16 protein-coding genes are annotated in these 14,921 nt (G+C 62.4%); 8 read left to right on the top strand and 8 right to left on the bottom strand.

The window, feature by feature from the left end; translation table 11 throughout:
- Positions 1-64: 64 nt before the first annotated feature.
- The gene (locus A3728_RS00760; protein ID WP_067919449.1) at positions 65-1,291 is read left to right on the top strand and encodes an FAD-dependent oxidoreductase; all 1,227 of its coding nucleotides are present in this window, start codon (positions 65-67) and stop codon (positions 1,289-1,291) included.
- Between the two features lie 16 nt (positions 1,292-1,307).
- Here the strand turns inward: A3728_RS00760 and A3728_RS00755 are convergent, their stop codons facing one another.
- The 5 genes from A3728_RS00755 to A3728_RS00735 form a co-directional block, all read right to left on the bottom strand.
- Positions 1,308-1,493 carry a Trm112 family protein gene (locus tag A3728_RS00755; protein WP_067919356.1) on the bottom strand — a complete coding sequence of 62 codons (186 nt, stop codon included), beginning with the start codon at positions 1,491-1,493 and terminating at the stop codon, positions 1,308-1,310.
- Positions 1,490-2,134: an LON peptidase substrate-binding domain-containing protein gene (locus A3728_RS00750; RefSeq protein WP_067919355.1), complete on the bottom strand. Its 645-nt coding sequence runs from the start codon at positions 2,132-2,134 to the stop codon at positions 1,490-1,492. Before A3728_RS00750 ends, A3728_RS00755 begins: the two co-directional genes overlap by 4 nt.
- Positions 2,135-2,161: 27 nt before the next feature.
- Positions 2,162-3,073 (bottom strand): thioredoxin, encoded by a 912-nt coding sequence (gene trxA / locus A3728_RS00745; protein ID WP_067919353.1) that lies wholly within the window; start codon positions 3,071-3,073, stop codon positions 2,162-2,164.
- A 57-nt stretch (positions 3,074-3,130) separates the two neighbouring features.
- Positions 3,131-3,919 (bottom strand): exodeoxyribonuclease III, encoded by a 789-nt coding sequence (locus A3728_RS00740; protein WP_067919351.1) that lies wholly within the window; start codon positions 3,917-3,919, stop codon positions 3,131-3,133.
- A gap of 267 nt (positions 3,920-4,186) precedes the next feature.
- On the bottom strand, positions 4,187-4,873 hold the full coding sequence (locus tag A3728_RS00735; RefSeq protein WP_067919350.1) for a response regulator transcription factor: 687 nt from the start codon (positions 4,871-4,873) through the stop codon (positions 4,187-4,189).
- Between the two features lie 163 nt (positions 4,874-5,036).
- On the opposite strand from A3728_RS00735, the gene ribA reads away from it, so the two are divergent.
- Together ribA and A3728_RS00725 are read left to right on the top strand one after the other, a co-directional pair.
- A complete protein-coding gene (ribA, locus tag A3728_RS00730; RefSeq protein WP_067919347.1) occupies positions 5,037-6,125 on the top strand; it encodes a GTP cyclohydrolase II in 1,089 nt (362 codons plus the stop codon).
- A complete protein-coding gene (locus A3728_RS00725; protein WP_067919345.1) occupies positions 6,122-6,625 on the top strand; it encodes a L,D-transpeptidase family protein in 504 nt (167 codons plus the stop codon). Before ribA ends, A3728_RS00725 begins: the two co-directional genes overlap by 4 nt.
- Positions 6,626-6,629: 4 nt before the next feature.
- Here A3728_RS00725 and A3728_RS00720 read toward each other — a convergent pair whose 3' ends face one another.
- Both A3728_RS00720 and A3728_RS00715 read right to left on the bottom strand, forming a co-directional pair.
- Positions 6,630-7,283 (bottom strand): YggS family pyridoxal phosphate-dependent enzyme, encoded by a 654-nt coding sequence (locus A3728_RS00720; protein WP_067919343.1) that lies wholly within the window; start codon positions 7,281-7,283, stop codon positions 6,630-6,632.
- 98 nt (positions 7,284-7,381) lie between these two features.
- The gene (locus A3728_RS00715; RefSeq protein ID WP_067919341.1) at positions 7,382-8,338 is read right to left on the bottom strand and encodes a porin; all 957 of its coding nucleotides are present in this window, start codon (positions 8,336-8,338) and stop codon (positions 7,382-7,384) included.
- A 276-nt stretch (positions 8,339-8,614) separates the two neighbouring features.
- On the opposite strand from A3728_RS00715, the gene A3728_RS00710 reads away from it, so the two are divergent.
- The 5 genes from A3728_RS00710 (at position 8,615) to A3728_RS00690 (ending at position 13,825) form a co-directional block, all read left to right on the top strand.
- Positions 8,615-9,115 carry a DUF3576 domain-containing protein gene (locus tag A3728_RS00710; RefSeq protein WP_067919339.1) on the top strand — a complete coding sequence of 167 codons (501 nt, stop codon included), beginning with the start codon at positions 8,615-8,617 and terminating at the stop codon, positions 9,113-9,115.
- A gap of 81 nt (positions 9,116-9,196) precedes the next feature.
- Positions 9,197-11,743: a leucine--tRNA ligase gene (gene leuS, locus A3728_RS00705; protein ID WP_067919337.1), complete on the top strand. Its 2,547-nt coding sequence runs from the start codon at positions 9,197-9,199 to the stop codon at positions 11,741-11,743.
- Positions 11,730-12,212 carry an LPS assembly lipoprotein LptE gene (lptE, locus tag A3728_RS00700; RefSeq protein WP_067919335.1) on the top strand — a complete coding sequence of 161 codons (483 nt, stop codon included), beginning with the start codon at positions 11,730-11,732 and terminating at the stop codon, positions 12,210-12,212. Before leuS ends, lptE begins: the two co-directional genes overlap by 14 nt.
- Positions 12,209-13,210 (top strand): DNA polymerase III subunit delta, encoded by a 1,002-nt coding sequence (gene holA / locus A3728_RS00695; protein WP_067919333.1) that lies wholly within the window; start codon positions 12,209-12,211, stop codon positions 13,208-13,210. The genes lptE and holA overlap by 4 nt, the downstream gene beginning before the upstream one ends.
- A gap of 15 nt (positions 13,211-13,225) precedes the next feature.
- Positions 13,226-13,825, top strand: a complete 600-nt coding sequence (locus A3728_RS00690) for a glutathione S-transferase family protein (protein ID WP_067919331.1) — start codon at positions 13,226-13,228, stop codon at positions 13,823-13,825.
- On the opposite strand, the gene A3728_RS00685 is transcribed toward A3728_RS00690, so the two are convergent.
- Positions 13,822-14,921: TIGR03862 family flavoprotein (locus tag A3728_RS00685; RefSeq protein ID WP_067919328.1), on the bottom strand; the 1,100-nt coding region annotated here is incomplete at its 5' end. The genes A3728_RS00690 and A3728_RS00685 overlap by 4 nt on opposite strands.

The following is a 14,921-nucleotide window of genomic DNA, read 5'->3' as shown; positions in this document are numbered from 1 at the left end:
CCGGCGGACGGTAACGGGCACACCGTGCATGGACAATCCCTACCCCGCGCCCATATCAAACCGCATGACCAAGGATACCGATATCGCGATCATCGGCGGCGGGCTCAACGGGCCGGCGCTTGCCCTAGCGCTGGTTCAGGCGGGCCAGGACGTGACGCTGATCGACGCGGCGCCACAGCCAGTTACCGGGGGCGCCAGTTTCGACGGGCGCGCCTATGCGCTGGCGCTCGCCTCCACCCGGCTGTTGCAGGCGCTGGATGTATGGCCCGAGATCGAGGAGCAAGCCCAGCCGATACTGGAAATCCGGGTGACAGACGGCCGCGCGGGCGAAGGCCCCTCGCCCTTCTTCATGCATTTCGATCACGCGGAGATCGAGGAAGGCCCCATGGGCCACATGGTGGAGGACCGCCGTTTGCGCCCGGCGCTGATGCGCGCGGTCGAAGAAGAGCCGCAGATCACCTTGCGCAGGGGCAATACGGTCGTCGCGCAGCAGCCTGACGCGACCGGTATCAACCTGACCCTAGCATCGGGCGAAACCCTGCGCGCAGGGTTGGCCGTGGGGGCCGATGGCCGCGCATCCGGCACGGCACGGCGCGCTGCCATCCGCCGCATCGGCTGGAGCTACAACCAGACGGCGCTGGTCTGTGCGATCGAACATGACCGCCCGCATGAAGGTGTGGCGCATCAGTTCTTCATGCCGCCGGGGCCTCTGGCGATCCTGCCGCTCACCGGCAACCGTTCCTCCATCGTATGGAGCGAAGCCGCCGCGACAGCCGAAAAGATCAACGCCCTTCCCGAAGCTGACTATATGGAGGTCCTGCGTCCGCGCTTCGGCGACCACCTCGGTGAAATTTCGCTGGCGGGGGAGCGGTACACCTATCCGCTCGGCCTGTCGTTGGCGATGGAAATGGTGTCGGACCGGGTGGCGCTGGTGGGCGACGCGGCGCATGGGGTGCATCCGATTGCGGGCCAGGGTCTCAACGCCGGGCTGCGGGACCTGGCGGCGCTGGCACAGGTCATCGCTGAGGCCGCAAGACGTGGCGAAGACATCGGGGCGCGAGTGGTGCTGAACCGCTATCAGGAGTGGCGCCGGTTCGACAACGCGACGCTGGCGCTCGCGACGGATACTTTCAACAGGTTGTTTTCAAACGATAACCCCTTGATCCGCCTCGCACGGGACGCAGGCATGGCCGCGATCAATGCGCTGCCCGGGGTGCGCCGCGGCTTCATCAGGGAAGCAGCGGGGCTGACGGGGGAACTGCCCCATCTCATGCGGGGGCGACCGCTCTGAAATACTGCTGGGGCAGTCAGTCCAGAACGCGGGCTTCGTCCACCAGCATCACGGGGATGCCATTGCGGATGGGATAGGCCAAATTCGCGGCGGCAGAGATCAGTTCCTGCCGTTCGGCATCATAGGAAAGGCTCGTTTGTGTGCGCGGGCAAACCAGCGCTTCAAGCATCCGGCGGTCGATCTTCACCTCTGTATCGCTCATTGGATCAACTCCCCTTCCTGTCCGCCTCTCATGGAATATTCGATCAGCGTCACCAGTGTTTCACGACGGGTCTGCAGCGATGGAGCTTCCAGCAGGGCCTGCTTATCCTCGGCATCGAAATCCAGCATCATGGACAGCGAATTGATAAGCAACTCGTCATCGGCTTCCTTCAGCGTGTCCCAGTCGGCGGACAAGCCGCGCGTATCGAAATAGCGGCTCAGCAGAGTCAGGAATTCCGACCGGTGGAATTGCTGGTCCTCTTCATCGTTGCCCAGATCGCGGTCGAATCCCTCCCAGCTTACTTCGCAGCGGCGATAGGGGCAGAAGCCTTCGATTTCCTTCTGCACCCGAAAACGCGACACCCCGCCCAGCGTGATCATGTAGCGACCGTCCTCGGTTTCCGAGAACTGGGTGATGCGCCCTGCACAGCCGATCGTGTGAAGCCCCGGCCCGTTCCGCCCCGGAACCTCGTTCGGCTGGATCATTCCGATCAGCCGCCCGGGCGTTTTCAGTGCATCCTCAACCATTTGCAGGTACCGCGGCTCGAAAATATGCAGCGGCAGCCGCGAGCGGGGCAAAAGGAGGGCTCCTGCCAGAGGGAAGATCGCGATCGTGTCCGGCAGTTCTGATTGTTTGATCATGAGGCGTAACCTAGTGCGCGCCCCACCTCAGACAAATATCATCGAAGACAGCTTGCGCCGCCCGTTCAGAACCACGGGATCATTGGGTTTCAGGGCATCGAAAATGGTGAAAAGCTGGGTCTTGGCCGCGCCGTCGTTCCAGTCACGGTCCTTGCGGAACAATTCCAGCAGATGATCCACCGCCCCCCCGGCATCGCCGTTGGCATAGAGCGCCTGCGCCAGATCGAAACGCGCCTGATGATTGTCCGGCTCGGCTTCGACCTTCGCGGTCAGCTCGGCCACCGGCCCGGCGTTCGCGGCTTGCCGCGCAAGCTGCAACTGGGCATAGGCTGCTTCGAGTTCAGGCGCTTTCGAAATCTCGATGGGTGCGCCGTTCAGGAAAGCCTCCGCCTGTTCCAGATCGTCCATAGCGATATAGGCCCGCACCAGACCGCCATAGGCGCCTGCGTGCTTGTCGTCTTCGCCCAGAATGGCGGCGAATGTCTGGGCTGCATCCGCCGCCGCACCGTTCGCCAGCATGTCCTCAGCGGCTTCGACCGCATCGGCCAGCGCATCGCCGGGGGCTTCCCCACCCCCGGCCTTGACCACGCGATCCACAAAGGCCTTCAGTTCCGACTGGGGCAGCGCGCCCTGAAATCCGTCCACCGGCTGGCCCTTATAGAAGGCATAGACGGTGGGGATCGACTGAATCTGAAGCTGCCCAGCGATCTGCTGCGCTTCGTCCACGTTGACCTTGACCATCTTGACCGCGCCCTTGGCGGCGCGCACGGCGTCTTCGAGCATCGGGCCAAGCGTCTTGCAGGGGCCGCACCATGGTGCCCAGAAATCGACGATAACAGGCGTGGTCTGGGATGCTTCGACGACATCGGTCATGAAGGTAGCTTCGGAGCCGTCCTTGATCAGATCGGCGTCGGGTGCAGGTGACAGGTTCAGTTCCATGGTCTCAAATTCCTCGCTGGTCGCGTTTGCCCTTATATGAGGACGTAACGCCAATTATCAAAGGTCAAAACTCGCGAAGACGGGGGCATGGTCGCTGGGCTGTTCCCACCCCCGGACAACACGTTGAATGTGGCTCGAATGGCCGGCCGCCGCGATGTCGGACGTGGCCCAGATGTGATCCAGCCGGCGGCCCTTGTCCGCGGCATCCCAATCGGGCGAACGATAGGACCACCAGCTATAGAGATTGCCCGTAGGCATGTCCTGCCGGGTGATGTCCACCCAGCCGCCGGCGTCCTGCATCACGCCCAGTGCCTCGACTTCCACCGGGGTGTGGCTGACCACTTTGAGAAGTTTCTTGTGGTCCCACACGTCATCCTCGCGCGGGGCGATGTTCAGATCCCCCACGAGGATGGATTTTTCGGGCTTTTCCTTGTGGAACCAGTCCCGCATGTCGGTGAGGTAGTCGAGCTTCTGGCCGAACTTCTCGTTGATCTCCCGATCCGGCTTATCGCCGCCTGCGGGGACGTAGAAATTGTGGATCGTGACCCCGTTTTCGAGCTTCGCGACCACATGCCGGGCGTGGCCCAGTGTGGCGAAATCCTGATCACCGGCGTCTTCCAGCGGGATCTTGGACAGGATCGCCACGCCGTTGTATCCCTTCTGCCCGCGGGCGACCATGTAGTTGTAGCCCGCTTCACGGAACGCCTCGAAGGGGATCTTGTCCACCGGGCTCTTACATTCCTGGAGGCAGAGCACGTCCGGCCCATGTTCTTCCAGCAAGCGCAGCACCAGAGGCGCGCGCAGGCGGACTGAATTGATGTTCCACGTGGCAAGGCTGAAGGACATCGGCTGCTCCGGCTGGTTGGCTTCGGTGGGCACCCTAACGCGCGGGCAAAGCGGCTGCCATGCGAAATGCAGGGCGCCTGTACTGTCTGCCGGGGACTATCAGGCAAAAAAAAGGCCGGGCATAAAGCCCGGCCAGTCCAACAGGGAGGTATGCGCCATTGCCCGGACGCATAAACGGGTTCAAACCGAGTGGCGGGTCATGAAAACCCCGCCTCTCAAAAGCCCAAACGCCGCCTGACAGCGCATGGTTCCCGATTAAATCGCGGATCAGCTCATCAGGCGGTATCCGCCCGATTCCGTAACGAGCAGCCGGGCGTTCGAGGGATCGGGTTCAATCTTCTGACGCAAGCGGTAGATATGCGTCTCCAGTGTGTGTGTCGTGACACCGGCGTTGTAGCCCCAGACCTCGTGCAGCAGTACGTCCCGCGGGACGACGGCGTCCTCGCTGCGATAGAGGAACTTCAGGATATTGGTCTCTTTCTCGGTCAGACGGACTTTCCTGTCATCCTCCGTGGTGAGCATCTTCATCGAGGGCTTGAAGGTGTACGGCCCCAACTGGAAAACCGCATCCTCCGATTGTTCATGCTGGCGCAGCTGCGCGCGTATTCGCGCCAGCAGGACAGGAAACTTGAAGGGCTTGGTGACGTAATCATTGGCACCGGCATCCAGCCCGAGGATCGTATCGGCATCACTGTCATGCCCGGTGAGCATCAGAATCGGGCTTTTGACACCCTGCTTACGCATCCGGCGGCAAAGCTCCCGCCCGTCCGTATCGGGGAGCCCGACATCCAGGATCACGAGATCAAAGAGCGCTTCGCGGGTGCGGTCCATCGCCTCTGCCCCGCTGGATGCGTCGAAGACGTCGAAATCTTCGGTCATGATCAACTGCTCGCTCAGCGCCTCGCGCAGATCGTCATCATCGTCCACCAACAGAATCTTCTTGAGCTGCGTCATCGCATACCTCCGTTCGATTACTCGTGAAATGTACGTTAGACACGAACCCAACAAGGTTTCGTGTTCAAACCTCACGGTCTCGTGTGCGTTTGAGGGGGGATTGTTTCATTTCATGTCACCTTGGCCTAGATAGGGCCAATGTCCAGCGGAGATATTACGCGCCATGAGCCTCGCGCCAGATACAACAGAACAGCTTGCACGCGCGCGCGCCGACCTGCGCATGGGCGTGCCGCTCATCATAGATGACGGGACCCCCTATCTTGTGCTGGCTGCGGAAACGCTCGCAGGCAAACGCCTTGCAGCGGTTCTGGCTCTGGGGGGTCAACCTGTCCTCGCCGTGACGGGGCGCCGTGCCGCGACGCTGAAGGCGCGGGCCTACGATGGCGACGTGGCGCGGATCGCCCTGCCGGCTGACGCGACCCCGGCCTGGGTGCAGAGCATTGCCGATCCTTCCGATGACCTGCGCGCGCCCTTGAAAGGGCCGTTCCAGACCTTCCGCGAGGGTGACGCCAGCCTGCATCGCGCGGCGCTGCAACTCATCAAATCCGCGCGCCTGCTGCCCGCGGCGCTCATCCTCAGGCTGGAGCCTGAGCAACGCCTGCCGGATGCGGAAAGCCTCACCCGGTTGAGCCTTGCGGAAATCCTGCCCCATCTGAGCCAGCGCAGCCTGCTGCACCCGGTAGTGAACGCACGTCTGCCGATGGAAGTATCCGAAGCGGGCCGCTTGCATGTGTTCCGGCCCGAAGACGGCGGGGAAGAACATTACGCCGTCGAAATCGGGCGCCCGGACCGCGCCCGCCCCGTGCTGGCGCGGCTTCATTCGGCCTGTTTTACCGGCGACCTGATGGGCAGCCTCAAATGCGACTGCGGCCCCCAGCTTCGGGCCGCGCTGGCGCAAATGGGTGAGGAAGGAAATGGCGTTCTGCTCTACCTCAATCAGGAAGGGCGCGGGATCGGACTGGCGAACAAGATGCGCGCCTATTCGCTGCAGGATCAGGGATTCGATACGGTCGAGGCGAACCACAGGCTCGGCTTCGAGGATGATGAACGGGATTTCCGGCTCGGCGCGGACATTTTGAAGTCCATGGGTTTCAGCGCGGTACGTCTGCTGACGAACAATCCCCGAAAGGTGGACATGATGCGCGCCAGCGGCGTCGAGGTGAGCGAACGCGTACCGCTCGCGGTTGGGGAAAACCGGCACAATCGCGATTACCTCGCCACCAAGGCCGAGAAATCAGGGCACCTGCTGTGACAGTCGAAGATCTGCTGCTCACCCCCACCGGGCTGCGCTTCGGCGGAAGGGTCTACCCTTGCGTCATCGGCAAGGGCGGTATCCGGCGCGACAAGCAGGAAGGCGACGGTGCGACCCCGGTCGGAACCCATCATATCGTCGGCATGTACTACCGCCCCGACCGGCTGTCGCCTCCGGTCAGTTGGGCGGTACCCATCGGGCCGCGGGATCTGTGGTGCGACGATCCGGCAAAGGCGGCTTACAATCACGCGGTAACCGCACCGTTCGACGGCAGCCATGAGCGGATGTATCGCGCCGATCCTCTCTATGATCTTATACTTGTGACCGACTGGAACTGGCCCGTCGCGCGCGCCGGGAAAGGGTCCGCCATTTTCATCCATCAGTGGCGGCGACCCGGATATCCGACAGAAGGCTGTGTCGCGCTCAAACGGTCCGATCTGCACAGTATTGCGGCACGGCTGACGCCGCGGAGCCGACTGATCGTTCGCGAACGAGGCTAACGTATCAGCCTTTCACGCGTTCACCAAATATGGCCGAGCCTACCCGCACATGGGTCGCCCCCAACGCGATGGCCCGTTCGAAATCACTGCTCATGCCCATGGACATCCCGGCAAGCCCGTTGCGTTCAGCGATCTTCGCCAACAGCGCAAAATGGAGGGAGGGTTCTTCTGCCGCAGGCGGGATGCACATCAACCCCGCAATCGTCAAATCCATCGCCTTGCATTCGGCGATGAAATCATCGGCATCGGCAGGCAGGACCCCGGCCTTCTGATCCTCCTCCCCCGTATTGACCTGAACGAAGAGCTGCGGGGATGCTCCCCGCTCCTGCGCGAGGTTCGCCAGTTGGCGGGCCAGCTTGGGACGGTCCACGGAATGGATGGCATCGAACAGTTCCACCGCAGCCCGCGCCTTGTTGGTCTGGAGCGGGCCTATCAGATGAAGTTCGATCCCGCTGTAGGTCTCTTTGAAAGCGGGCCATTTGCCCTGCGCTTCCTGCACGCGGTTCTCACCGAAAGTTCGGTGACCTTCCTCCAGCACCGCCTCGATACGCGGGTTGGGCTGCACCTTGCTTACCGCGATCAACTCGACAGAGCCGGAATCGCGCCCAGCGGATTCCTCGGCCTTTGCGATCCGGTCGCGAATGTCCTGCAAGCTCATGGAAACTCCCCTTTCGGGATCGGAGGTAACATCGCGCCCCGCCAAAAGAAAAGGGGCAGACCCGAAGGCCTGCCCCAATTCGTCAGATGTCGTTCAACTTAGAAGTTGAAGCGAACACCGAGGTCGGCAATCACGTTGTCATTGAAACGCGATGCAACACCACCGCGGAGCGATGTGCCACCGCCCAGGTCGTGGTTGAAGTCGATACCGTAAGATTCGTCATCAACCGCACCGGCGTTGCCGTTTGCGTCGTTGCTTGCAACGTAGACTTCGATGTTTGTCGCTGCGCCAACGTCAAAACGACCGGTCAGAACAGTGCGGTTACCGCCTGTGCCGTTGTCTGCATAGGCCAGTGTCAGGTCGGCGAAGCCGAGCGAACCGCCAGCGGACACAGCGAAGTCAGTGTCGGCTGCCGAGTTGGAGTCCTGACCAGCAACTGCCAGAGTCCAGCCGTTCCATGTGTATGCGAAGTGCGCTGCAACGCGGTCGTTCACGTCGGATGCGGACACGTGCATGGAGAAGTCACCGAAGGAGTACAGGACTTCCAGGCCGTTCTGACCAGCTGCACCAGCACCACCGGAGGAGTACGCGTCGCCACGGAAGTTGTAGGCGGTGTATTCATAGGCCAGACCGGTCAGACCAAGGTCGATCGGGTACATGCCGGGCATGAATTCCAGAGCACCGTAGATGTTGCCAACGCCGACTTCGAAGCCACCGGAACGGGCGAAGAAGCGGACGCCGTTGATGCCGGTGCCAGACGCGTTACCGCCTGCAACGTTCACAGTACCCGGAGCAGTACCGGGGGAAACTGTGAAGTTCTTGTCAGTGTTGTTCTGCTGGATACGTGCACGTGCACCGAAGGTGACGCCCATATCAGACTCGGCTGTCGCGTCGATCTGCAGGCGGAAACGGCTGGTGATGTTTGTTTCATCCTGGCCGGTCGCGTTTTCGTTGTACAGAACACCGAAGCGGCCGTAACCGCTGAAGTCGACTTCTGCTGCTGCAACGCCCGCGGTCGCAACCAGAGCTGTTGAAGCGAAGAGAACTTTTTTCATGAGTTTTCCCTCGGTTTGAATTCACATGCCCAGACCGGGGAATCCGGTAAGGGTATGCAGGGTGTTTGCATCCTTCCGCCTCATGTTGGCAAGAACAGTGAAACCCCCCATTTCATTGCCACGTTCATTGGTGCAGCTTTGCCACACATTTGCCTGATACCCGCCCGAGTTGGCATCGATCCGCCGAAGCCGGCGCCTCCCCGCGCGCGGACATAGACCTTGCCGCGCCCTTCCGCCTTGGGTAGACCTGACCGCGAACAGGCAAAGGGAATTGGCATGTCGCGTCCATCCATAGGCAGGATCGCCATCGTCTTGACAGCGATGGGGGCTTTGAGCGCCTGCGGCGCCCTGCGCAGCTTCGGCTCTCCTGCAACGGAACGGCCGGCGCAATACAACAACCCCAACAATCCCAGTTATGTGGAATCCAACCCGGAAAACACGATCTGGTCGCTCTTCAGTAATAACGCACCCGAAACCCGGGTCTCGGTGAACAGGTATCTCTGGTCCGCTGCTCTCGAGGTTCTCGATTTCATGCCGGTCCAGTCCGTGGATCCTTTCACAGGTGTTATCGTGACGGGATACGGCGTGCCGCCGGGCGGCGGGCGGCCTTATCGCGCCACCGTGCTAATCGACGATCCCGCGCTGGATGCAAGATCGCTCAACCTTGCGCTTCAGACCAATGGCGGGCAGCCGGTCAGCAAGGCCACCCAGCGCGCGGTGGAGGATGCCATTCTCAGCCGTGCCCGCGAATTGCGCATCGCCGACAACCGGCTCTGAAGCCGCCCGCTCCCGCTTTCAGATGCGCCGGGCCACGTGATTTCCGGGCCCCGGCGTTCTACATCGCTCCGAGGTCCGTACATGCCCCGCTATACCCCTTCCAAGATTGAATCCCGCTGGCAGGCTGCCTGGGAAAAGGACGACATCTTCAAGGCCGTCCGCTCCGCCGACAAACCGAAATACTACGTGCTCGAGATGTTCCCCTACCCCTCGGGGCGCATCCATATGGGCCATGTGCGCAACTATACCATGGGGGACGTGGTGGCGCGCCACAAGATCGCCACAGGCCACAACGTGCTGCACCCCATGGGCTGGGACGCCTTCGGAATGCCCGCCGAAAATGCCGCGATGGCGACGGGCGGGCATCCGCGTGACTGGACCTATGGCAACATCGCCGACATGCGCGCCCAGATGAAACCATTGGGCCTCTCGATCGACTGGAGCCGCGAATTCGCCACCTGCGACCCGGAATATTATGGTCAGCAACAGGCCCTTTTCCTCGATTTCCTCGAAGCGGGACTGGTCTATCGCAAGAATGCGGTGGTGAACTGGGACCCGGTGGACATGACGGTGCTTGCAAACGAGCAGGTCGAAAACGGACGCGGCTGGCGTTCTGGCGCGCTGGTGGAACGGCGCGAACTGACGCAATGGTTCTTCAAGATCTCCGACCATTCCGAAGAGCTGTTGGAGGCGCTCGATACGCTCGATAATTGGCCTGCGAAGGTCAAGCTCATGCAGTCGAACTGGATCGGGCGGTCCCGCGGCCTGCAGTTCGCCTTTTCGACCCTCGATGCCCCCGAGGGGTTCGACAGGATCGAAGTCTATACCACCCGCCCGGATACTTTGCTCGGCGCATCCTTCGTCGGCATTTCGCCCGACCATCCGCTCGCCCGCGCGTTGGAGCGTGAAGACCCCGAAGTCGCGGCGTTTGTCGCGGAATGCCGCAAGGGCGGCACAACGGAAGAAGCCATCGAAACAGCCGAGAAGCTGGGCCGCGATACCGGCATCCGGGTTCGCCATCCATTCGACACCGCACAGGAACTGCCTGTCTATATCGCCAACTTCATTCTGATGGATTACGGCACCGGCGCCATTTTCGGCTGCCCCGCGCATGATCAGCGCGATTTCGATTTTGCCACGAAATACGGCTTGCCGATTCCCCCGGTCTTTCTGCCGGACGAGGACCATGCGGACCGGCTGGACGAAGCCTATGTCCCCCCCAAGACAGAGAAGGTATTCTATATCCGCGGTTTCGCGGGCGATACCCATCAAACCGGCGAAAAGGCGATCGATGCGGCCATCGCCTTCTGCGAGGAAAACGGTGTCGGACAGGGCGTGACGAAGTACCGCCTGCGCGACTGGGGCTTGTCGCGGCAACGGTACTGGGGCTGCCCCATTCCGGTCGTCCACTGTGACGCCTGCGGCGTCGTGCCGGAAAAGAAAGAGAACCTGCCGATAGAACTGCCCTATGACGTTACGCTGGACGTGCCGGGCAACCCGCTGGACCGGCACCCCACATGGCGCGATACCGAATGCCCTGCCTGCGGGGCGGCGGCCCGCCGTGAAACCGACACGATGGACACTTTCGTCGATTCCTCGTGGTACTACGCGCGCTTTACCGCGCCCCATGCGGAGACGCCGACGCGGTTGGAAGATGCCGAGTACTGGATGAACGTGGACCAGTATATCGGCGGGATCGAACATGCGATCCTGCACCTGCTCTACGCGCGCTTCTTCGCCCGCGCCATGCATATCACCGGGCATCTGCCCGCCTCTGCGGTCGAACCTTTCGACGCGCTCTTCACGCAGGGCATGGTCACCCATGAAATATACCAGACGACAGACGAACGGGGCCGCCCGGTCTATCACCTGCCGGAGGAGGTGACCGACGGAAAACTGGCCGACGGGACGGAAGTGCAGATCATTCCTTCGGCGAAGATGTCGAAATCGAAGAAGAACGTGGTCGATCCGCTGGGCATCATCGACCGGTTCGGGGCAGATACGGCGCGCTGGTTCGTCCTGTCCGATTCCCCGCCCGAACGGGATGTCGAATGGACGGCGAGCGGGGCGGAAGCGGCCTACAAGCACCTGTCGCGGGTCTGGAACATCTCCGACCGGATTGCCGGGATGGAGGAGAACGCCCAAGGCACCGGCGACGAAGACCTGATGCGCGCGATGCACAAGACAATCCACGATGTCACGGTGGGGGTCGAATCCTTCGGCTTCAATGCGGCCATCGCCAAGCTTTACGCTTTTACCGCGACGCTGCAGAAGTCGCAGGCGGGGCAGGATTCCCAGCGGGAGGCGATCATGACGCTGGCACAGCTCATGGCGCCCATGACGCCGCATCTGGCCGAGGACATCTGGGCGATGCAGGGCGGCGAGGGGCTTATCGCCACCGCGCCCTGGCCCGTGGCGGACGAAGCGATGCTGGTGGACGATACGGTCACCATGCCGATACAGATCAACGGCAAGCGCCGCGCGGAAATCAAGGTTCGCGCCGATATGCCCAAGGATGAGGTCGAAGCGCTCGCACTGGGACATGAGGCGGTCATCCGAACGCTGGATGGCGCGGCCCCGAAAAAAGTCATCGTCGTGCCCGGGCGGATCGTGAATGTCGTTGCTTGATCGTCGCGCCATATTGCTCTTGCCGCTGGCCCTTGCGGCCTGCGGATTTCAGCCGGTCTACGGACCGGGCGGCAATGGCATGGCGCTGCAGAACCGCGTGTTGGTGGACGACCCGGAAAACAGGTTCGACTATATCCTGACCCGCGAGTTGGAAACCCGGCTGGGTCGGGCGCGGTCACCTTCCTATGGCTTGGCGCTCACGACGATTGTCACCGAAGAAGGGCTGAACATCGATACCACCGGCAATATCAAGCGCTATGACCTGATCGGTGCGGTGGATTACGTTCTGCGGGATCTTTCCGACGGGCGTGCGGTGGTCACCGGCCGGGTCGAAAACTTCACTGGCTATTCCACGACCGGCACCACCGTCGCGACACTCGCCGCCGAGCAGGACGCGCAGAAACGCCTGATGGTGATTCTGGCCGACCAGATCGTGACGCGGCTCTACGCGGCCGACCTGTCTTCATGAAGCTGTCGCCGCGCGACGCGAATGCGCTGTTCCGGCGACCGGACCCAGAGAAGACCGGCATCCTGATCTACGGCAGCGATGCAATGCGGGTGGCCCTGAAGCGGCAGGAATATCTTTCTGCGCTTCTTGGAAAGAACGCGGAAGAAGAAATGCGCCTTGCGCGCATCGTGGGGGCCGACCTGCGCAGGGACGCGCCCTTTCTGCTGGACGCGATCAAGGCCACCGGCTTTTTCCCCGGCCCCCGCGCGGTGCTGGTGGAAGACGCCAACGACACTATCGCCCAGATCGTGATCGATGCCTTGGGCGCTTGGCTGCCGGGGGACGCGCAAATCGTGGTGACAGCGGGCGATCTGAAGAAAACATCCAAGATACTCAAGGCCTTCCAGTCCCACGGGACAGCCTATGCCGCCGCCATTTACGACACGCCCCCCGACCGGGCGGAAATCGAGCGCCGACTGGCCGAGGCCGGGCTGAAGCCCGAAGGCGAGGCGATGGCGCAACTGAGCGACTTTGCCCGCATCCTCGATCCCGGCGACTTTCGTCAGTTGCTGGAAAAGATCGCGCTCTACAAATGGCAGGATGAAACGCCACTGACTGCCGCTGATGTGGCCGCCTGCGCGCCCAACTCGACCGAAGCCGAGGTGGACGACATCCTGAATGTCGTGGCGGAACACCGTACGGGAGAGATAGGCCCCCTCATGGCGCGGTTGCAGGCGCAGGGCGTGAACCCGGTGACCCTGATGATCTTTGCGATCCGGCATTTCCGCACGCTCTACCGTGTATCCGCCAGCCCCGGCGCGCCGCTCTTCGGCGTGCGCGACCGGGACCGGGTTCAGCGTCAGGCGCGCGACTGGGGGCCGCAGAAGCTCGAAACTGCGCTCTCCATGCTCACCGACACCGATCTTACCCTGCGATCCGCCGGGCAGCGCGCGCCCGCGCTGGCGCTGGTGGAACGTGTTTTCATTCGAATCGCCATGTATGGCGCCAAGGGCCGCTGAGCCGGAAAGGACCCGATGTATACTGTCATAGGAGCGACCCGCACCCGTTCATTCCGCGTCATGTGGATGCTTGAAGAACTGGGCGAAGATTACACCCATGTGCCCGCCGCCCCCCGGTCGGACGAGGCCAGGCGTTACAATCCATCCGGCAAGATTCCCGCCTTGCAGGAGGGCGATACGATCCTCACGGATTCGGTCGCGATCATGACCTACCTTGCGGATAAGCACGGCCGGCTGACCGCTCCGGCAGGCACAGTGGAACGCGCCAGACAGGATGCGATGACACTTTGGCTGATCGACGAAATGGATGCGATCCTCTGGTCTTTCACTAAACACAGCTTCGTCTTGCCGGAAGAAGAACGCCTGACACCTGCCCTTCAGGGGTTGAAGACCGAGTTTTCCCGTGCGGCGGCCACGCTTTCCAATCGGCTGGACGGGCCGTTCCTGATGGGGTCGCAGCTTACGGTGCCGGATATTCTGGCGGTGCATTGCATCAACTGGTCGATCGGGGCGGGATTCCCGCGGATCGAGGACAAGCTTTTCCGCTGGGCGAAATCGCTCCGCGACCGGCCTGCGTTCAAGGCCGCGCAATCGAAGACACCGCCCGCTTCCTAGCGCGCTGCGGCCCATTCTGCCGCATGCGCACCTGCCCAACGGCCCGTAGCCAGACAGGCCGTCAGAAGGTAGCCCCCCGTGGGGGCTTCCCAATCGAGTATTTCGCCTGCAACGAAAACACCCGGCACAGCGCGCAGCATCAGCCCCTGATCCACAGCGTCAAAGGAAACACCCCCGGCGGTGGAGATCGCCTCATCCAGCGGGCGCAGACCGTCATGCGCGATGGGAAGCCGTTTGAGCAGTGCCGCAAGAACTTGCGGCTCTTGTGGCAGGGGGCGGGCCATTTCCTGCACAAGCGCCACCACAGCGGGGGAGGGGCGCAGCGCCTTTCGCAGCCTGTTGGAAAGGCTCGCCTTTCGCCCGGCGCGGTCAAGCGCCTCGGCCACGCTTTGCACGGAACGGTCGGGCAGCAGATCAACGGAGAGGTCCGCGCCTTCCCGCAGGGCGCGAGAGACGGTATAGATGCCGCCCCCTTCCAGCCCACGACTGGAAAGCGATGCCTCCCCGCGGGATGAGTGATCCCCGGCATGCCACCGGACCCCCTTCAACGGTTGACCGAAATGATCACGCATATGATCGCTCCAGCAAATTCGCACCCCGGCATTCGCGGGCTCAAATGGCACAAGGGGAACGTCGCGTTGGGCGAGCCATGGCATCCAGCGCCCGTCTGAGCCGAGGCGCGACCAACTGGCACCGCCAAGCGCCAGCACGGTCACCGCCGCCGGCAGGATATGTCGCGTACCACCCGCCCGGAACGCGGGGTTCGGCCCTTCCCATCCGATCCATCGCCAGCCGACGCGGCGCTCCACTGCTAGCGCGTCTAGCCGCCTCAGCCATGCCCGCAACAGGGGCGAAGCCTTCATCGCTTCGGGGAAAACGCGGCCTGTCGAACCTGTGAAAAGTCTCTGCCCCAGTCCTTCGGCCCAATGCTGCACCGCCTCCTGATCGAAGGCATCCAACATCGGGGCGAGGTGCGGCGCGGAGGGGCCGAGCGCCCGGTCAAAGGCATCGCGTTCTTCCGCCATCGTCAGGTTCAGACCGGATTTTCCCGCCATCAGGAACTTGCGCGCGACGGAGGGCTTCGCCTCGCAGATCG

The sequence above is a fragment of the Sulfitobacter sp. HI0040 genome, from assembly GCF_001634885.1.
In the GTDB taxonomy this organism is placed as follows: Bacteria; Pseudomonadota; Alphaproteobacteria; order Rhodobacterales; family Rhodobacteraceae; genus Sulfitobacter.
The sequence above is the reverse complement of the archived record's forward strand: the minus strand, read 5'-3'. Positions and strand labels throughout refer to the sequence as shown.

Coding starts and splice junctions, on each gene's coding strand:
- A3728_RS00760 (WP_067919449.1), top strand. CDS start 65: ATGACCAAGGATACCGATATCGCGATCATCGGCGGCGGGCTCAACGGG.
- A3728_RS00755 (WP_067919356.1), bottom strand. CDS start 1,493: ATGAGCGATACAGAGGTGAAGATCGACCGCCGGATGCTTGAAGCGCTG.
- A3728_RS00750 (WP_067919355.1), bottom strand. CDS start 2,134: ATGATCAAACAATCAGAACTGCCGGACACGATCGCGATCTTCCCTCTG.
- trxA (WP_067919353.1), bottom strand. CDS start 3,073: ATGGAACTGAACCTGTCACCTGCACCCGACGCCGATCTGATCAAGGAC.
- A3728_RS00740 (WP_067919351.1), bottom strand. CDS start 3,919: ATGTCCTTCAGCCTTGCCACGTGGAACATCAATTCAGTCCGCCTGCGC.
- A3728_RS00735 (WP_067919350.1), bottom strand. CDS start 4,873: ATGACGCAGCTCAAGAAGATTCTGTTGGTGGACGATGATGACGATCTG.
- ribA (WP_067919347.1), top strand. CDS start 5,037: ATGAGCCTCGCGCCAGATACAACAGAACAGCTTGCACGCGCGCGCGCC.
- A3728_RS00720 (WP_067919343.1), bottom strand. CDS start 7,283: ATGAGCTTGCAGGACATTCGCGACCGGATCGCAAAGGCCGAGGAATCC.
- A3728_RS00715 (WP_067919341.1), bottom strand. CDS start 8,338: ATGAAAAAAGTTCTCTTCGCTTCAACAGCTCTGGTTGCGACCGCGGGC.
- A3728_RS00710 (WP_067919339.1), top strand. CDS start 8,615: ATGTCGCGTCCATCCATAGGCAGGATCGCCATCGTCTTGACAGCGATG.
- leuS (WP_067919337.1), top strand. CDS start 9,197: ATGCCCCGCTATACCCCTTCCAAGATTGAATCCCGCTGGCAGGCTGCC.
- lptE (WP_067919335.1), top strand. CDS start 11,730: ATGTCGTTGCTTGATCGTCGCGCCATATTGCTCTTGCCGCTGGCCCTT.
- holA (WP_067919333.1), top strand. CDS start 12,209: ATGAAGCTGTCGCCGCGCGACGCGAATGCGCTGTTCCGGCGACCGGAC.
- A3728_RS00690 (WP_067919331.1), top strand. CDS start 13,226: ATGTATACTGTCATAGGAGCGACCCGCACCCGTTCATTCCGCGTCATG.